At 35.4% G+C, this 16,597-nt stretch carries 13 protein-coding genes; 9 read left to right on the top strand and 4 right to left on the bottom strand.

Annotation, left to right across the window (positions count from 1 at the left end; genetic code table 11):
* The first annotated feature begins 2 nt into the window (after positions 1-2).
* Both OPR42_RS01180 and OPR42_RS01175 read left to right on the top strand, forming a co-directional pair.
* The gene (locus OPR42_RS01180) at positions 3-2,021 is read left to right on the top strand and encodes a type IV secretory system conjugative DNA transfer family protein (RefSeq protein WP_265041564.1); all 2,019 of its coding nucleotides are present in this window, start codon (positions 3-5) and stop codon (positions 2,019-2,021) included.
* 100 nt (positions 2,022-2,121) lie between these two features.
* Positions 2,122-3,006 carry a P44/Msp2 family outer membrane protein gene (locus OPR42_RS01175; RefSeq protein WP_265041562.1) on the top strand — a complete coding sequence of 295 codons (885 nt, stop codon included), beginning with the start codon at positions 2,122-2,124 and terminating at the stop codon, positions 3,004-3,006.
* 185 nt (positions 3,007-3,191) lie between these two features.
* Here the strand turns inward: OPR42_RS01175 and topA are convergent, their stop codons facing one another.
* Positions 3,192-5,642 carry a type I DNA topoisomerase gene (gene topA, locus OPR42_RS01170; protein WP_265041561.1) on the bottom strand — a complete coding sequence of 817 codons (2,451 nt, stop codon included), beginning with the start codon at positions 5,640-5,642 and terminating at the stop codon, positions 3,192-3,194.
* Positions 5,643-6,292: 650 nt separating this feature from the next.
* On the opposite strand from topA, the gene OPR42_RS01165 reads away from it, so the two are divergent.
* The gene (locus tag OPR42_RS01165; RefSeq protein ID WP_265041559.1) at positions 6,293-7,564 is read left to right on the top strand and encodes an MFS transporter; all 1,272 of its coding nucleotides are present in this window, start codon (positions 6,293-6,295) and stop codon (positions 7,562-7,564) included.
* A gap of 66 nt (positions 7,565-7,630) precedes the next feature.
* Positions 7,631-8,974, top strand: coding sequence for a DNA repair protein RadA (radA, locus tag OPR42_RS01160; RefSeq protein WP_010404970.1), 1,344 nt, complete (start codon positions 7,631-7,633; stop codon positions 8,972-8,974).
* 1,062 nt (positions 8,975-10,036) lie between these two features.
* Here the strand turns inward: radA and ftsY are convergent.
* Positions 10,037-10,948, bottom strand: a complete 912-nt coding sequence (ftsY, locus tag OPR42_RS01155) for a signal recognition particle-docking protein FtsY (RefSeq protein WP_265031077.1) — start codon at positions 10,946-10,948, stop codon at positions 10,037-10,039.
* Positions 10,949-11,124: 176 nt separating this feature from the next.
* Between ftsY and iscU the strand changes: the two genes are divergently transcribed.
* From iscU to OPR42_RS01135, 4 genes are read left to right on the top strand one after another with little or no spacing between them, the layout of a single operon-like run.
* Positions 11,125-11,508, top strand: a complete 384-nt coding sequence (gene iscU / locus OPR42_RS01150) for a Fe-S cluster assembly scaffold IscU (protein ID WP_007302620.1) — start codon at positions 11,125-11,127, stop codon at positions 11,506-11,508.
* A gap of 5 nt (positions 11,509-11,513) precedes the next feature.
* Positions 11,514-11,900, top strand: a complete 387-nt coding sequence (locus tag OPR42_RS01145; protein ID WP_006012614.1) for a HesB/IscA family protein — start codon at positions 11,514-11,516, stop codon at positions 11,898-11,900.
* Complete coding sequence (locus OPR42_RS01140) at positions 11,893-12,351, top strand: iron-sulfur cluster co-chaperone HscB C-terminal domain-containing protein (RefSeq protein ID WP_265022219.1); 459 nt, start codon at positions 11,893-11,895, stop codon at positions 12,349-12,351. The genes OPR42_RS01145 and OPR42_RS01140 overlap by 8 nt, the downstream gene beginning before the upstream one ends.
* Positions 12,329-14,230 carry an Hsp70 family protein gene (locus OPR42_RS01135; protein WP_265041557.1) on the top strand — a complete coding sequence of 634 codons (1,902 nt, stop codon included), beginning with the start codon at positions 12,329-12,331 and terminating at the stop codon, positions 14,228-14,230. The genes OPR42_RS01140 and OPR42_RS01135 overlap by 23 nt, the downstream gene beginning before the upstream one ends.
* Before the next feature lie 3 nt (positions 14,231-14,233).
* Here the strand turns inward: OPR42_RS01135 and lepB are convergent, their stop codons facing one another.
* Entirely contained in the window at positions 14,234-15,019 is a 786-nt protein-coding gene (gene lepB / locus OPR42_RS01130) for a signal peptidase I (protein ID WP_007302623.1), read from the bottom strand.
* Positions 15,020-15,218: 199 nt separating this feature from the next.
* Between lepB and OPR42_RS01125 the strand changes: the two genes are divergently transcribed.
* Complete coding sequence (locus tag OPR42_RS01125) at positions 15,219-15,575, top strand: TrbC/VirB2 family protein (RefSeq protein WP_007302624.1); 357 nt, start codon at positions 15,219-15,221, stop codon at positions 15,573-15,575.
* A 2-nt stretch (positions 15,576-15,577) separates the two neighbouring features.
* Here the strand turns inward: OPR42_RS01125 and OPR42_RS01120 are convergent, their stop codons facing one another.
* Positions 15,578-16,576, bottom strand: coding sequence for a pyruvate dehydrogenase complex E1 component subunit beta (locus tag OPR42_RS01120; protein WP_265041556.1), 999 nt, complete (start codon positions 16,574-16,576; stop codon positions 15,578-15,580).
* Positions 16,577-16,597 lie beyond the last annotated feature (21 nt).

Here is a 16,597-nt window from a genome sequence, read left to right as displayed (position 1 = left end):
TTATGAGTAATGGAAATCACCTACGCAATATTCTCATAGGAGGTGTAGTATCTTTTAGCATATTTGAATTTTGCTTCTATTTGTCTGGTATATTATTCTACCTGTTTGTTGACGGTCCAGATGGTGTAGATTTTAGAGCAATTAATCCTAGCTTGACACCTTTTCCTCAAGCTCTCTGGCCGACAATTTTTGATCATATACAATATTGTTGGCATCATCCAGAGCTATATAGCTTTGAGCTCAAAATTAAATTAGTTGTATCTTCTGTACTGCCTCAAATTGTTTTGATGATTATTTTGTGGAATGTGAGAGAAAGACTAATTGAGTGGCGGCCATTTAAAAAGAAAGAATCACTTCATGGAGATTCACAGTGGGCATCAGAGAAAGACATACGAAAAGCGGGATTAAGAAGCAAAAAAGGTCTATTGCTTGGTAAAGATAAGAGAGGATATTTTATTGCTGATGGGTTTCAGCATGCATTGCTCTTTGCACCTACAGGCTCTGGTAAAGGTGTTGGTTTTGTAATTCCTAATTTGTTATTTTGGAATGATTCGGTAATTGTGCATGATATAAAATTAGAAAACTATGAAATAACAAGTGGTTGGCGAGAGCGACAAGGACAAAAAGTATATGTATGGAACCCAGCGCAGCCAGATGGGGTAAGCCATTGTTATAATCCACTGGAATGGATTAGTGAAAAACCTGGACAGATGGTTGACGATGTGCAAAAAATAGCTAACCTAATCATGCCTGAACAAGATTTTTGGCAAAACGAAGCAAGAAGCTTATTTGTTGGGGTGGTACTATATTTACTTGCTGCACCAGAGAAAGTTAAATCTTTTGGTGAGGTTGTGCGTACGATGCGTAGCGATGACGTAGTTTACAATCTTGCTGTAGTTTTGGACACAATGGGTAAAATAATACATCCGGTAGCGTATATGAACATTGCAGCTTTTTTGCAAAAGGCTGACAAAGAAAGATCAGGTGTTGTGTCAACTATGAACTCGTCTCTTGAATTGTGGGCAAACCCATTGATCGATACTGCAACTGCATCAAGTGATTTTAATATTTTGGATTTTAAAAGGAAGAAAACTACAGTTTATGTTGGTTTAACTCCTGATAACTTAACTAGGCTCAGGCCTTTAATGCAGGTTTTTTACCAACAGGCAACTGAGTTTTTATGTAGAAAATTGCCATCGGATGACGAGCCTTACGGCGTATTATTTTTAATGGATGAGTTTCCAACACTTGGAAAAATGGAGCAATTTCAAACGGGCATCGCATACTTTCGTGGCTATCGAGTAAGGTTATTTTTAATTGTTCAAGATACTGAACAGCTTAAAGGAATATATGAAGAAGCAGGAATGAACTCCTTTTTATCAAACTCAACCTATAGAATAACTTTTGCAGCCAATAATATTGAAACGGCTAATTTGATATCTCAGCTTATAGGAAACAAAACTGTACAACAAGAATCATTAAACAAACCTAAATTTTTAGACTTGAATCCTGCATCAAGATCATTGCATATCTCTGAAACACAGAGAGCATTGCTCTTACCTCAAGAAATTATTATGCTGCCACGTGATGATCAGATAATTTTGATAGAATCGACTTATCCAATTAAGTCAAAGAAAATTTTGTACTATAGTGATAGCACATTCACAAGAAGGCTGATTAAACCAACACGTGTGCCTACACAAGAGCCATATGATCCAAACAAGGTCTTTTCTGCTGCTAACAAAGATAAGATTAGTAATGAAGAAGAGAGTAATGCTATTGAAGCTGCTGATTATCCTGTTGAAGCTAAAACTGAAGATGCAATATACGATGAGCCAGAGATTGAAGATGGATTTGAAGACGAGGATATTGATGATAAGTTTGAAGGTGGTGATGGGTTTGATGATGAGGAAGACGATGATGGGTTTGATGATGAAGACAGTAAGGATGAATTTGACGATGATGATGAATTTGAAGATGAGGACAAACTAGACGGCAATAAAATCGAGGATAGAGGTTAATTTTACCTATTTTTTAGCTTAGAAAATAATTAGTTTTTTCATATTAAATCATTTTTAATTAATTAGTACTAGATTAGCTATTTTAACTAGAGGAATAGTCATGATGAGTAAAAAAACATTAGCAGTTACAGCACTTGCTTTATTGTTGTCACAACAATCTTTTGCAAGTGAAACGGAAGGATTTTACTTTGGTGGTGGATATTACGGTCAATATTTGAACTTGGGTAAGTTGAAAGCAAAAATTGGAGGCAAAGATGCTACAGATGATAACCGTGTATCTATAAATGACATAGACGCTCAGAGAACAGAAGGTCAGTTAATAAGTAAGTATAAAGGAGATTATAACCCACCTTTTGCTGCAAATGTAACGTTTGGTTACACAGGAGAACTAGGCAATAATAGCTATAGAGCTGAATTGGAAGGGATGTACTCTTCTGTAAAAGTAGATAATATTGGTTTATCAAGTAATCAAGTAACTGTTTCGTATCTAAAAGACGTTGGTGAGAGTACTAATAAAAAAACTTATATGTATAAAACTGTAATTAATCATGACCAAGTAGAAAACGCATCTGTAATGGCAAATGTTTATCATTATTGGAAAAGTGATAGTTTTTCTTTTTCTCCTTATGTTGGTATTGGAGTTGGTGGAACAAGAATGACGATGTTTGAAAAATCGTCAATAAGACCTGCAGGTCAATTGAAAGCTGGCTTTGATTATCGTATAAACGAAGATGTAAATATGCACATCGGATATAGAGGTTTTGGTGTTCTTGGTAGTAATGTTGATTTTGAAGCAGAGGTGTTAGGAGAAATGAAAGCAAAGCAACAGGTAAACTCAGATGGAAAAAAGATATTAGAATTGAATAAAAATCAAAAACCATCGGACCAGAAGTTACACAAAGAAAGTATCAGTATAGGCAATCAAGTGTTTCACACACACGGTATAGAAGCTGGTCTTACTTTTCATTTTGCCAGCAAAGCTTAACTCTGATAGAGACTATTTTCCTGTTAGCACGTCTGCGTCACACGACTGTAGCTGCTAACCAGATGACAACTTTCTCGTTATCTGAATATTTTCTTTCTTGTAATTCAGGCTCTTTTTTTCTCAGTTCCAGCGTGTAGCGCTGGAACAACAATAAAGAACATATAAAGAATGGTTATGCAAGAAGTCTACTTTTTATTCTTAATTAACTCTAAAGCCTTCTTCAGATCTATACTTTCAATATCTGCATTCTTGCCCAAAGCAACGTTTGTTTTACCGCATTTTATATAGAATCCGTACCTACCGTTGCAGATAAAAACTTCTTTTCCCTTTTCATTAAAACCAAGAGATTTTAGCTCTTTGCGTGGGCTGCTCTCAATAATTTGTATAGCTTCGTTTAATTGTGTGTCTAATACCTCCTTAGAGCTTTTTTTAAGAGAAAAGTATCGACCATCATAGAGAATATAGTACCCAAATCGTCCAAGACCTATTTTTACTTCCTTTCCAGTTTCTGGGTGTTCTCCGATTATTTTCGGCAGGGAAAGTAATCGAGTGGCGGTATTTAGATCAATATCATTAACATTTATATCTTTTGGTACAGAAATCTTTTTTTTCTTTTCTGACTCACTATTAAACTCCAGATAAAGTCCAAAAGGACCTTTTTTGATCATTATCTCTTGGCCTGTCACATCATCTATACCCAAACTTTTTGGATATTCTGAATTGTCATTACTGCCCGTAATTTCTTTTGTATGATTGCATGCAGGATAGTTAGAACATCCAAGAAACACACCGGCTTTTCCAAAATTTAATTTCAATATACCACCAGAGCAATTAGGACATTTTTTACCTATTTCTTCCTTTCCTTCCTCTGAGCAAAACCAATTGACTACCAAATCATGAATACCACTAAAAATCTCATCATGTGTCATTTGCTTAACAGAATTTACATGATTAAAAAATGGCACCCAAAAATAGCCTAGTTCTTTTTTCCAATCTGCATGTCCATTTGAGATTGAATCAAGCCTTTCTTCCATTTGTGCTGTAAAGTCATACTCTACACAACGCTGAAAAAAAGTTTCCAAAAATATAGTCACGATCTTACCGCGGCTGCTTGGAATAAATCTTTTGTTATCCAATGAAACATATTCACGATCTTGTAATACCGAAATAATTGTTGCATAAGTTGATGGGCGACCTATACCGACTTCTTCCATTTTTTTTACTATACTCGCTTCACTATAACGAGGTGGCGGTTGAGTAAAATGCTGTTTCGGATCAACAGAAATCAACTTGCACGCTTCCTCTTCCTTCATGGCAGGTAGCAGGCCTTCATTTTCGGCTTCTATGTTATCTTGATAAACTTTATAAAAACCATCAAAGAATATACTTGATCCACTTGCTCGCAGAATCACTTTCTGGTCAATAGAACTAATTTCAACTACCACTTGATCAAGAATCGCCGATTCCATTTGACTTGCGATGGTTCTTTTCCAGATTAAATCGTATAATTTAAATTGCTCTGGCGTTAAGTAATCCTTAATACTACCCGGTGTTCTATTAATATCAGTTGGCCGGATTGCTTCATGTGCTTCTTGAGCATTTTTGACCTTTTTTACATATTTACGAGGAGACTGCGGTAAATATTTATCACCATATAATGACTTAATTGATCCCCTGATTGAGTTTATAGCCTCATCTGCAATATGAAACCCATCTGTACGCATGTAAGTTATCAACCCTACGGTTTCACCACCAATATTGATACCTTCATATAAATTTTGCGCTACTCGCATAACATTTTTCACATTAAAATACAGTTTATTCACTGCATCTTGCTGAAGACTTGAGGTGATAAATGGAGGAAGCGGGTTTCTCTTAACTTGCTTGCGTTCTACTGTGCTTACAGCATACTGCCTTGACTCGATCTCCCTGACTAAGTTCTTTGCCTCTTCTTCATTCTTAATATCAAATTTTTCTAGCTTTTTATTGTCATAGTGGCTTAGCATAGCAAAAAAAGCCTCATCTTTGCTATTTTGCATTTCTGCCTTTATGCTCCAATACTCCTGTGTTATAAACTTACTGATTTCATCCTCTCGTTCGCATATAAGCTTTAATGCAACAGACTGCACTCGCCCTGCAGATTTGCTTCCCGACAATTTTGTCCACAGCAGCGGTGACAAGCTAAATCCAACTAGATAATCCAAAGCTCTGCGTGCTTGCTGTGCACGCACTAAGTCCATATTAATTTCACGTGGATTTTTTATAGCTTCTTGCACTGCTCTTTTTGTTATTTCGTTAAAGACTACTCTATGAATGTTGCTTTCATCATTGATTGCTTTTCTTTCCTTTAGTGCCTCTATCACATTCCAAGCTATTGCTTCCCCTTCTCTGTCTGGATCTGTTGCAAGGTATATATCTGATGTTTTACTAGCTTCCTTGACTAACTCTTTTACATACTTTTCTGCTTTTTCAATAATCTCATACTTCATGGCAAAGTCATTATCAGGATCAACAGAACCATTCTTCGCTGGCAGATCTCTGACGTGGCCAAAGGATGCAGCCACTTTGAATTCTTTACTCAAATATTTACCTATCGTCTTTGCCTTTGCCGGCGACTCAACTATCAATAATGCCATAATTATTAGTACTTAAAGGTAATATGTTGAAATATATAGAATAAAAAGTAAAAAAATATTTTAATGGTCTTCTCAGTTTTTTAAGTGAATTGTTTTAATGTTAGCAAAAAACCTAATGAAAGAGCCTACTTTACAAATTTTCCCAACTCCCTTACCATAAGGATAACGCTATACTATTTATCTTCGTCTGTGGAGATTAAACGACAAAAGCATAACGCAGTTGTCGTCTTATTTTTAATTTTTTGCACTATGTGCATCTTATTTCTTTACAAAACTTCCAGTTTTTTAACCATATAAGCTGAAACGGGCTGTTTAAGACAGGCCAATTTTCAGGAGTCACAACTAGCTAATAGGGGGTTTCTTTTGTCTTTTTTCTACTTGGTAAATTTCTTGATGTTTGTAGCTAAAGTAATTTAAGAGAGGTGTCATCCCAGTGTCGGAGCACTGGGATGACAAGAAAAGGAGTACTGGAATGACACATTCCACCATGTCATTCCAGCGGATGACCAGATTTTTTTATTTGATCCCAGACTGGCTGGTTATGCAAGTTCCAATTTTAATAATATTTACATATAAGCCATACGCTTGGGTTGCAAAGTTCTAAAAAGCAGCCAAAATAAAAATAAGTAGACATTTACAAATTAAACTAAGTGTACAATCAACAAACAAGAGTATTGATTGCAACAATACTCTGTAGAATCGCAATATGGTATGACCATATGCTCTTTATTGATCTGGTTAATATAATTAGTAGAGAATTTTGTTATGCAAAAGATATCTACTACAGCATATTGCAATTGTTTGGAATTGCAGGAATGGGTGCAATGGTAAGACCACTTGGTGCATCTGTATTTGGTCATATTGGTGATAGGTATGGAAGGAGAATGGCGTTAACGATTGCTATCTTGCTAATATCGATTCCTTCTAGTCTCGTTGCGTTTATTCCAAGTTATAGTAAAATAGGAATAGCCTCTACTATGTTGCTTCTTACAATCCATCTGATACAAGGGGTTGCACTTGGCGCTGAGCAAGGAGGTAGCTCTGTTTATCTCATAGAGCATTTACCTAATAAGAAAAAACTAGGAATGTTTTTTGGAATAATAAGTTTTGGTCGCTCCATTGGCATATTGCTCTCTGTGGTTGCAGTGATCATTTGTAAAAAAACCACTGATTTTAACGCTTGGGGTTGGAGGCTGCCGTTTATTTTTTCAGCCATTTTAGGATTAATAAGCGCATATAGTATATATACACTAGGAGAAACTCCAGCGTATGAAAAAAATCGAGAACAAAGAAATTTACCTAATTTACCAATAATAGAGCTTACAAAACGCTATAAGAGAGCCCTGATACTTGCCATTTTAATATCTGTACCTGTTAATGTTGCTGTTGGATTTACCATATTTCTTAGAACAATTGCAAAAGAAATAGTGTCTGTTGAAACTTATGTAACAACGTATGTCAACGAAGTTGTACTCATTATAACCAGTATATTAATGCCGATATCTTCAATAGTACTTGGAATTTTAGCTGATAAAACAGGAAGAGAACGCACTGCAATCTTATTTATAGTGATAACAATGGTATTATGTTGTCCTATGTTATCTATTGCATATTACTATAAAAGCTATCTTATAATCATGTTGAGTGTTATGGCTCTTTCTATAATCGAGAGGGGTATTAATCCTATAGGGATAGTTACTGCTGAGCTTTTTCCTACTAATGTTAGATTTAGTGGTGTTAGCTTATCACGCAACATCTCTTTTGCCTTGCATGGAGGATTTACTCCTATGATATGCACTTGGTTTACTATAATGTTTCCTAAAATAGACTTTGCTGCTGGGCTTTATGTAATTTTTTGCTTATTAGTCAGCTTAGTAGCAATATTGCAAATAAAACCACAAGATAAAAAGTGTGATTGGTAATTTTCTCTATTTAAATTTATTTCACTTATTTAGCTAATTTTTATTACAATTATAATTTTGGCTTTTATGAAAACTGCATACGTATGTCAATTCTGCGGTCATAGCACTGGAAGGTGGGTAGGAAGGTGTATTGCATGTGACAGTTGGGATACGGTTGTCGAAGAAATAGTACTAAAAACAGAAACGAGAAGTACATCTGCACCAATTTCAATAAAAGCGTTATCAGATAGTGAAATTATTACCCCCGATCGTTTTTTAACAGGAATAGAAGAGTTAGATAGAGTTTTTGGTGGAGGTATCGTTCAAGGTGCTAGCATTTTAATTGGTGGTGAACCTGGAATTGGAAAATCTACTCTTTTGCTTAGGATTGCAGCTAATGTTGTACAACTTTCCTCTTTTGAATGTCTTTATGTATCTGGCGAGGAATCTTTAGAACAAGTGAGCCTCAGAGCAAAGCGTCTTAAGATAAATGAACCTAAAATTAAGCTTTTATCTACAGTATCTTTAACTGATGTAGTAGCAACAATAAGGAAAAATAAAAGTATTAAGTTCTTGATAATTGATTCTATACAAACTATGTATGATAGCAAAGTCACATCAGCACCAGGAACTGTAACTCAAGTCCGTACCTGCGCTCATGAATTGACTGTTCTTGCAAAGCAATATGGTGTTTCTCTCTTAATAGTTGGTCATATAACGAAAGATGGACAAATAGCGGGACCTAAAACCCTGGAGCATATGGTAGATACAGTACTATATTTTGAGGGTGAAAATAGTAATCAATATCGCATTTTACGTACTATTAAAAATAGATTTGGCCCTGCAAATGAGATTGGTGTTTTTGAGATGTCTAAAGCAGGACTCATGCCTGTTGATAATCCATCATCATTATTCTTGACCGTACATGATAGAGAAGTAGTTGGCAGCGCCGTATTTGCAGGAGTTGAAGGCTCAAGACCAATCTTAATGGAAGTGCAAGCATTAATAGCAAGGACTAATATGGCAACTCCAAGAAGAGCAGTAGTTGGTTGGGATATTAATAGATTAGCTATGATAATCGCGGTTCTAAGTGCTCGTTGTAAAATGTTTTTGCATGATAAAGAAGTATACCTAAACATTGCGGGAGGACTCAAAATACAGGAACCATCAGCTGATCTTGCTGTTGCTGCTTCTCTTATTTCAAGTTTAGTAAATTTACCGCTACCAACTTCTTCAATAATCTGCGGTGAGGTTGCACTTTCAGGAGAAATTAGAAATGTTTCGCATGCTGATCTCAGGCTAAGGGAAGCACAAAAATTAGGGTTTAAAAAAGCGATTATGCCTAAAAATGGCAATTATTCTTCTCATGATATTGAGATAATTAAGCTTGGTCATATAAAAGAGTTAAAAGAGATCTTCAATCACAATTAAATATTATCTGCATGAACATTTTGCTTGTGAGAAGGATGTCATCCCAGCTTCCATAATGTCATTCAAGTAGCTGACACTGGCTTCTTTTTTTCTGGATTCCAGCGTCACGCGCTGGAATGACACTATCATACCTGCTTGAAATATGGGTGTCATTCAAATTGTCCTCCGTTGTCATGCCAGTGCCCAGACACTGGCATCCAGTCTTTTCGTCATCAAAAACATTGTAAAGTGTTTAGCTGGATTCCAGTTTCACGCACTGACCATTTGCTGTTTTTACTCATAACTACCTTGTCTGGACGAATACGAAAACAAGTAGCTAATTATCGCATAAAAAAAAGAAGATGTAGAATATCTTCTTTTTTGTGATTAAAGATACATTAAATCTTGATTGTGTATTTCCTCTGCTATAAGCAATAATTTTTCGCTCTCATCATAGAGACTTTTTGCGCTAGCTGCTAATTTCTCACTAATTTGTGGTAGACATTGTCATAATATACTCCTTAATTAAAAACTAATACTTATATTAGCATACAAGTATAAATATTATATTAATATAATCACTTTTTAAGCATGAGTGATAAGCTGAAGTGGTTTTTTGTTACTCAAAAAATGGGTTAGATTCTTTTCTTTAAAGATTTTCTATTTTTCGTATTTTTTTATAAAAACCATAGGCGCCCATTATTAGCTAAAGTAAAGGTCAAGTATCTGGAATTCTGGACATAAAATCCTCCTGTGTAAAAAAGAGTTAGAAAAAAAATGCAGTGCACATACGACAGAGATTAAGTATGTGTGTGCACCCACGCACACTGAAGAAGATACACTACATTTTTATTGAAAAATTAACTAAAAAGTCTGCAGACAAAGATAGATTTTGAGCTCTTAAAATATCTCTAATTGTAATTATAATTAGATTGAAAATATGCGGAAGTAATTTTTATACGTTAACGGCTCACCCAACCCAATAATCACCTGTAACCAGCGTCACATGCTGGAATGAGACCATCTAAAAACGGCTTCTCATGATAATTAAGCTTGGTCACATAAAAGAATTGAAAAAAATCTTCAATCAGATTTAAACAGCGCTTCAGCAAACTCTTTGCCAGTAAACTCCCTTAGGTCTTCTATACTTTCACCAATTCCTATAGCGTGTAATTTCACCTTATAAGCTTCTGCAAGCCCAATCACTACTCCACCTTTGGCAGTACCATCTAGCTTTGTTACAATTAACCCGGTAACACCAACCATTTTACTAAAGGCCTCTAATTGGCTATAAGCATTTTGGCCAGTAGTTGCATCAAGAACTAAAATAACATCATGAGGAGCAGTATCATCCAATTTCTTTATCGTTCTATGTATTTTTGACAGCTCTTGCATGAGATTTACATTGTTTTGTAGCCTTCCCGCTGTATCAATCAAAACAACATCAACGCTATCTTTTATCGCTTGATTTACAGCTCTATATGCCACACTTGCAGAATCGCTACCGTGCTCTCCAGTAACAATAGAGCAATCAGAACGTTCTGCCCAAATATTTAATTGCTCACTCGCAGCAGCTCTGAATGTGTCGCACGCAACAAGCATAACGGATTTTCCTTTTTCCTTATATTTATAGGCAAGTTTACCTATAGTTGTAGTTTTTCCATTACCATTCACTCCGCACACCATTATTATGTGTGGTTTTTTATTCAAAATGAGCGGCTGCACAACAGGGTTTAATATTGCTTCTATTTCGCTCATTAACTGCTGTGTGATAATGTTATGTTCAACTTCTGATTCAAATTTGATACTTGCGAGCTTATCAATAAGCAATCTAGAAGTTTTATGACCTATGTCCATGCTGATCAGCAGCTCTTCCAGATCATCTAAAAGCGACTGATCTAATTTTTTTTTGCCAGAAAAAATATTTTTTACTCCATCACTAAAACGGGAGGAGGTTTTTAATAGTCCTTGATAAAGATTACTGAATAAACTCAAGAAATACTCCTTCTAAAATTACCATATAAAGAATGACATGCACTATATGTATTTGTAAAGTAAATACACTAGTAACCTATATATTTTGTGAGTAAAATGTACCGCTTGCTAGTGTATTTTACTTTAGTTTTTAACCTAAATATGTTATAATGTAAGTAATGGTTTACGGGTAATCTATGAGTTATAATGAGAAAATTTTAGATCATTACGAAAATCCAAGGAATGTTGGTTCTCTGGATAAAAATGATCCAAATGTTGGTACTGGTTTAGTTGGTGCACCATCATGCGGAGATGTAATGAAACTGCAAATAAAGGTCAACGATAAAGGTGTTATTGAAGACGCAAAATTTAAAACTTTTGGTTGTGGTTCTGCTATAGCTTCAAGTTCTTTGCTTACAGAAATGATCAAAGGAAAAACTATTGAGAATGTAACAAAGATAAAGAATACTCAAATAGTGGAAGAATTGTCTTTGCCGCCAGTAAAGATACACTGTTCAGTACTTGCTGAGGATGCTATAAAAGCTGCTATTCATGATTATCAAAATAAACAAAAACATTGAGGAACATGAGTGAATTTCAAGGAGTAAATTCTGTTAAAAAACCTATCACTCTAACTGCAAATGCAGTAGAGAGGGTAAGGTTTTTATTGGACAAAAAGAAGCATGCTAACCTTGAAGAAGCAATAGGAATAAGAGTTCTAATTAAGCAAAAAGGATGCTCTGGTTTAAAATATGATATTGAATATGCATATGATGTTCGTCCTTTGGAGTCGGTAATTGAAGAAAGCTGCAGTGATGATCAAAAAGTCAAGGTGCTGATCGATCCAAAATCTATCATGTTTATCCTTGGCTCTGAAATGGATTATGTAGAGGAAAAATTCTCATCAGGTTTTATTTTCAAAAATCCTAATGAGAAAGGAAAATGTGGTTGTGGAGAGAGTTTTCATGTCTAGCAACCATTTCACATTATTTGGAATTGAACCGGCTTTTAACATCAGCTTTGATGAGCTGGAGAAAAAATATATTGAGCTAAGCAAAACTGATATAAATGAAAGAGAGTCCAAAAATATGGAAAGTATCAACAAAGCTTATCAGGTACTGAAGTCACCTCTAAAGCGTGCCGAACATTTGTTGGATCTTTTTGACGTACAAAGCAAAAAAGAGCATCTTGATCCTGAAATATTAAATGAATCAATGGAAATAAGAGAATACTTTCTAGACTGCGATGATTTACAATTTGCAAGTAGGATGATTGATGAAAAGGTAAAAGATTGTACTAAAAACCTAATTAATGCTTTTGCTACAAAAAATTTTGATGAAGCTGCTACGCAAGTTTTTAGATTGAGATATTTATATAAGTCATTTGAGGAGATAAAGGAAAATGCGGCCAGTTCAAATTTCTGAACCAAGTTCAAATGAGATGGTTTTTGGTATAGATCTTGGAACTACTAACTCTTTAATTGCCATGGTAAATAAAGCTGGCAATGTAGAAATATTTAAAGATGAGCAAGGTCGTGAACTATTACCTTCTGTCATTTCATATGAAAAGGATGTACTAAAAGTAGGCTACGATGTTAGCAAGAATGCTATCTGCTCTATAAAACGCTTAATGGGTAAAAGTGTTAAAGACTTGCATAAAGAAGGTATCAATTGTGAAATAGATAACGAAAGTGAAAAAGTTATTAGGGTAAAATGCTCAGAGGAAAAGTATCTCACTCCTATTGAGATCTCTGCTGAGATACTAAAAACTCTATGCAAGAGGGTAAAAAAATTCACAGGGATGAAAGTTAACAAAGCAGTGATTACTGTACCAGCTTATTTTGATGATTCAGCACGTAACGCAACCAAATATGCAGCAAAATTAGCTGGCATAGATGTTCTTCGCCTCATTAATGAACCAACCGCTGCAGCACTTTCTTACTCCATTGAAAAGAACAATAACAGTGGCATATATGCAGTTTATGACCTCGGTGGTGGAACATTTGACATTTCAATATTAAAATTACATCAAGGAGTGTTTCAAGTTCTTGCAGTTGGTGGTGATACTAAACTTGGTGGTGATGATTTTGATCATCTACTTAGTTTAATCGTGCTTGAAAAGTATAGAGAACAGGTAGGTTTAAATAAAAAATGCTCTAGTGTCATCCCGGTGCTCCGACACTGGGATCCAGAAAGTTTGATTGCAAGTGAACACACCAGAAAGTTATATAATAAGAACTGGATTCCAGTGTCAAGCACTGGAATGACACCATCTGATACAACTACCTACAAATTACAACATTCATACACTAAAACTGGTATCTGCAATATACGTGCTATAAAAGAGTACCTAAGTGAAGATACCTCTGGCACTTTTGAATTCAGCATCAATGGTGAATTATTTAAGTGCAAAATTACCAAAGAAGAATTCGAGCAAGCAATCAGTCCTTTGGTTAATAAGACTATAAATATAGTTACTCGTACTATAAGCAACATAGATCTTAAAATCGATGATATAAAAGGGGTAATTGTAGTTGGTGGTGCAACTAGAGTGCCATTAGTGCAAAATTCACTAATCAAACTCTTTGGCAATAAAGTGCTGAATGATGTGGATCCGGACAAAGCAGTTGCCAATGGGGCAGCTTTGCAGGCTCATTATTTAACTTCAAACTCAAAAGATAGGAATATTCTCCTTGATGTGCTGCCTTTATCACTTGGCATAGAAACTATGGGGGGAATAGTTGAAAAAATTATACCAAGAAATACACCACTACCAGTTTCAGAAATAAAAGAGTTTACAACTTACGCTAACGGGCAAACAGCAATGAAAATTCACGTTTGTCAAGGAGAACGTGAAATGATAAAAGATAATAAATCTCTAGCACGATTTGAACTCAAAGGTATACCACAATTGCCTGCAGGTTCTGCAAAAGTTGAAATAGGATTTACAGTTAGCATTGATGGAATATTGACTGTCACTGCAAGAGAAAAAACTACTGGAGTCGAACAGACAGTTGAAATAAATTCAAGCTCTGGCTTAAGTGAAGAAGATATTCAAGATATGGTCAATCAGTCAGTAAGTAACTTTGATGAAGATATGAAGGCTCGTTCCCTTGCAGAGGCTAAAATTAACGGTAACAAGCTCATACATCTAGTTGAAAATGTTTCCACTGAGCAAAAGTTAAAAATTTTACTACAGAACGCAAAAGACGCTTTACAGGAAAATGACTTAGACAACATTAATAATGCTATCTCTGAGTTAGAAAACTCTGCTTTAGAATTATGCGAATCAGCAGACAGATAGAGTTCATACAACTTTGTGAAGTACCCTGTCAAATCTCAGAGCAATAGGTAACCTAAAATCAAACGGCAACCAATCAACTTTGCCTAATTTAAACGATAAACCAACCATGCTTACGCGTCCAACTATATTTTCAGTTGGTATTAACCCAATTTCAGAAAACCTGCTATCAAAAGAATTATTTCTATTGTCTCCCATAACAAAAAATTGATCATCAGGCACATAATAAACTGGAGTATTGTATGATAACTTATTAGAAAGATTATCTATTAGAATTTCATGCTCCTTGCCGCTCGGGAGTGTTTCGATGTATCTTGCTATATTACGCTTTGACTCATAATCAAAAAAATTTTCAATTTGTCTTCGCTTTACTTTCTGATCATTTAAATATAACTCCCCCTCTATCATTTGCACTTTATCGCCCGGTATTCCTATTACCCGCTTAACAAATCTAATGCTGTCATTTCTTGTAGGCTTGAAAACTATTATATCACCACGCTCCGGAGGGGTATAAAAGATTCTACCGCTAAAGATGTTTGGAGAAAATGGAAAAGAGTGTTTACTATAACCATATGAATATTTACTAGTAAAAATATAATCTCCCTCAAGTAGAGTGCTTTTCATTGAACCAGAAGGAATATGAAATGGCTCAAATAAAAAACTACGTATTGATAGCGCAATTAGTAGCAAAAAAAACAGTGAAGATAAAAACTTTCTCGTTCTTGCTATCCGGTTCTCTCTCAATTCTTTCAATTTTATTTTCTTTATAAATTTAAGCTTATCATAACACATAAAAGTGGTAATGTGAAATTTTACTCATGGGTGTTATTGCTCTTTTTCGAAAGTCGAAATAAGCTCTCAAGTAATTGACAGTGATTGATAACCAATAGACATCATTTGCTATGCAATATTGTATAAATCACAATGCTAGTTTTACTGAAAATTATACTATTTTAGATATAATTATAATATTTAAACTTAAGGTATAGGGATGAACCCTACAATTAGAAAGGTTTTTTGTATTCTACTTATAGTATTATTTATTTCTTTTTCTCATGTTGGAAGTGCTGCTAACTCTAATGACGATACAACTGCTCAAGTAATATGTAATATTATTGGCTACGTTTGGGGAATAGGTGGACCTCTTATGACCGTAGTGATAATAGGAGCAGCTTTACTTGCAATATTTGGTAGAATGCCGTGGCCTGCTCTTTTCGCCCTCGGTGTATTTTGCGCTGTGTTTTTTGGCGCTAAAACTATTGTCATAAAAGTAATGGGTGGTATAAACTCTACAAATGCCTCTTTTATGGAAGAATGTGGAACGGGAGATAAAAAAAAGAGTCAATAGGACTATTTCTTTCTAAAGCAGACTTGGTGCACAGCTTCAACTATATCTTCCACTTGTGGTAATGCTTTCTTTTCTAGGTTTGCAGCATAAGGTAAGGGGACATCCTTGCCGGTTACCCGTACAACCGGAGAGTCAAGGTAGTCAAATCCTTGTTCCATAACCATGGCTGAGAGTTCTGCTCCTATTCCTGCAAATGGCCAACCCTCTTCTATGCTTACTAATCTATTGGTCTTCTTAATAGAGTTAATAACTGTTTCAGTGTCAAGTGGTCTTAAGGTTCTGAGGTCGATAACTTCAGCTTCTATTCCTTCACTAGAGAGTAAATCTGCTGCATTTAACGCATCCATTAGTTTCAATGAAAAAGCAGTGATAGTTACATCCTTTCCTTCCCGTATAACAGCAGCTTTGCCTATCTCAAGTAGATAATCTTTATTTGATAGCTCAGAGTCAGGAACTTCATGCTCATGTCCATAAGCGATCTCGTTTTCTAGAAATATTACCGGATTAGGGTCACGAATTGCAGCTTTAAGCAGACCTCTGCAATCGGAGGCAAAGTAAGGTGCTATTACTTTCAACCCTGGAACATGCGAATACCAAGATGCAAAGCACTGAGAATGTTGTGCTGCAACTCTTGCTGCAGCACCATTTGGTCCACGAAATACTATAGGGCATCCAAGTTGTCCACCCGACATATAATTTGTTTTTGCTGCGGAATTCACAATTTGGTCGATAGCCTGCATAGAAAAATTAAAAGTCATAAACTCGACTATTGGCCTCAGTCCAGCAAATGCTGCTCCAACAGCAAGACCAGCAAATCCATGTTCAGTAATGGGTGTATCAACTACCCTATTTTCTCCAAACTCTTTCAGTAATCCTTTCGTTACTTTATAAGCACCATCATACTCTGCAACTTCTTCACCCATGATAAATATATCAGGGTCATTTTGCATTTCTTCTCTGATCGCTGTGCATAAAGCTTCTCTTACACTTAAGATTGCCATTTGTAAACCTGTAGATTTCAA

The organism is Wolbachia endosymbiont (group B) of Melanostoma mellinum, from assembly GCF_947251465.1.
Classification (GTDB): domain Bacteria; phylum Pseudomonadota; class Alphaproteobacteria; order Rickettsiales; family Anaplasmataceae; genus Wolbachia.
Note: the sequence above shows the minus strand (reverse complement) of the source record. Positions and strands in the feature narration are given on the sequence as shown.

What these genes read in the sequence shown, in the direction of transcription:
- OPR42_RS01180 (WP_265041564.1), top strand. Translation starts at nt 3, where the DNA reads ATGAGTAATGGAAATCACCTACGCAATATTCTCATAGGAGGTGTAGTA.
- OPR42_RS01175 (WP_265041562.1), top strand. Translation starts at nt 2,122, where the DNA reads ATGATGAGTAAAAAAACATTAGCAGTTACAGCACTTGCTTTATTGTTG.
- topA (WP_265041561.1), bottom strand. Translation starts at nt 5,642, where the DNA reads ATGGCATTATTGATAGTTGAGTCGCCGGCAAAGGCAAAGACGATAGGT.
- radA (WP_010404970.1), top strand. Translation starts at nt 7,631, where the DNA reads ATGAAAACTGCATACGTATGTCAATTCTGCGGTCATAGCACTGGAAGG.
- iscU (WP_007302620.1), top strand. Translation starts at nt 11,125, where the DNA reads ATGAGTTATAATGAGAAAATTTTAGATCATTACGAAAATCCAAGGAAT.
- OPR42_RS01145 (WP_006012614.1), top strand. Translation starts at nt 11,514, where the DNA reads ATGAGTGAATTTCAAGGAGTAAATTCTGTTAAAAAACCTATCACTCTA.
- OPR42_RS01140 (WP_265022219.1), top strand. Translation starts at nt 11,893, where the DNA reads ATGTCTAGCAACCATTTCACATTATTTGGAATTGAACCGGCTTTTAAC.
- OPR42_RS01135 (WP_265041557.1), top strand. Translation starts at nt 12,329, where the DNA reads ATGCGGCCAGTTCAAATTTCTGAACCAAGTTCAAATGAGATGGTTTTT.
- lepB (WP_007302623.1), bottom strand. Translation starts at nt 15,019, where the DNA reads ATGTGTTATGATAAGCTTAAATTTATAAAGAAAATAAAATTGAAAGAA.
- OPR42_RS01125 (WP_007302624.1), top strand. Translation starts at nt 15,219, where the DNA reads ATGAACCCTACAATTAGAAAGGTTTTTTGTATTCTACTTATAGTATTA.
- OPR42_RS01120 (WP_265041556.1), bottom strand. Translation starts at nt 16,576, where the DNA reads ATGGCAATCTTAAGTGTAAGAGAAGCTTTATGCACAGCGATCAGAGAA.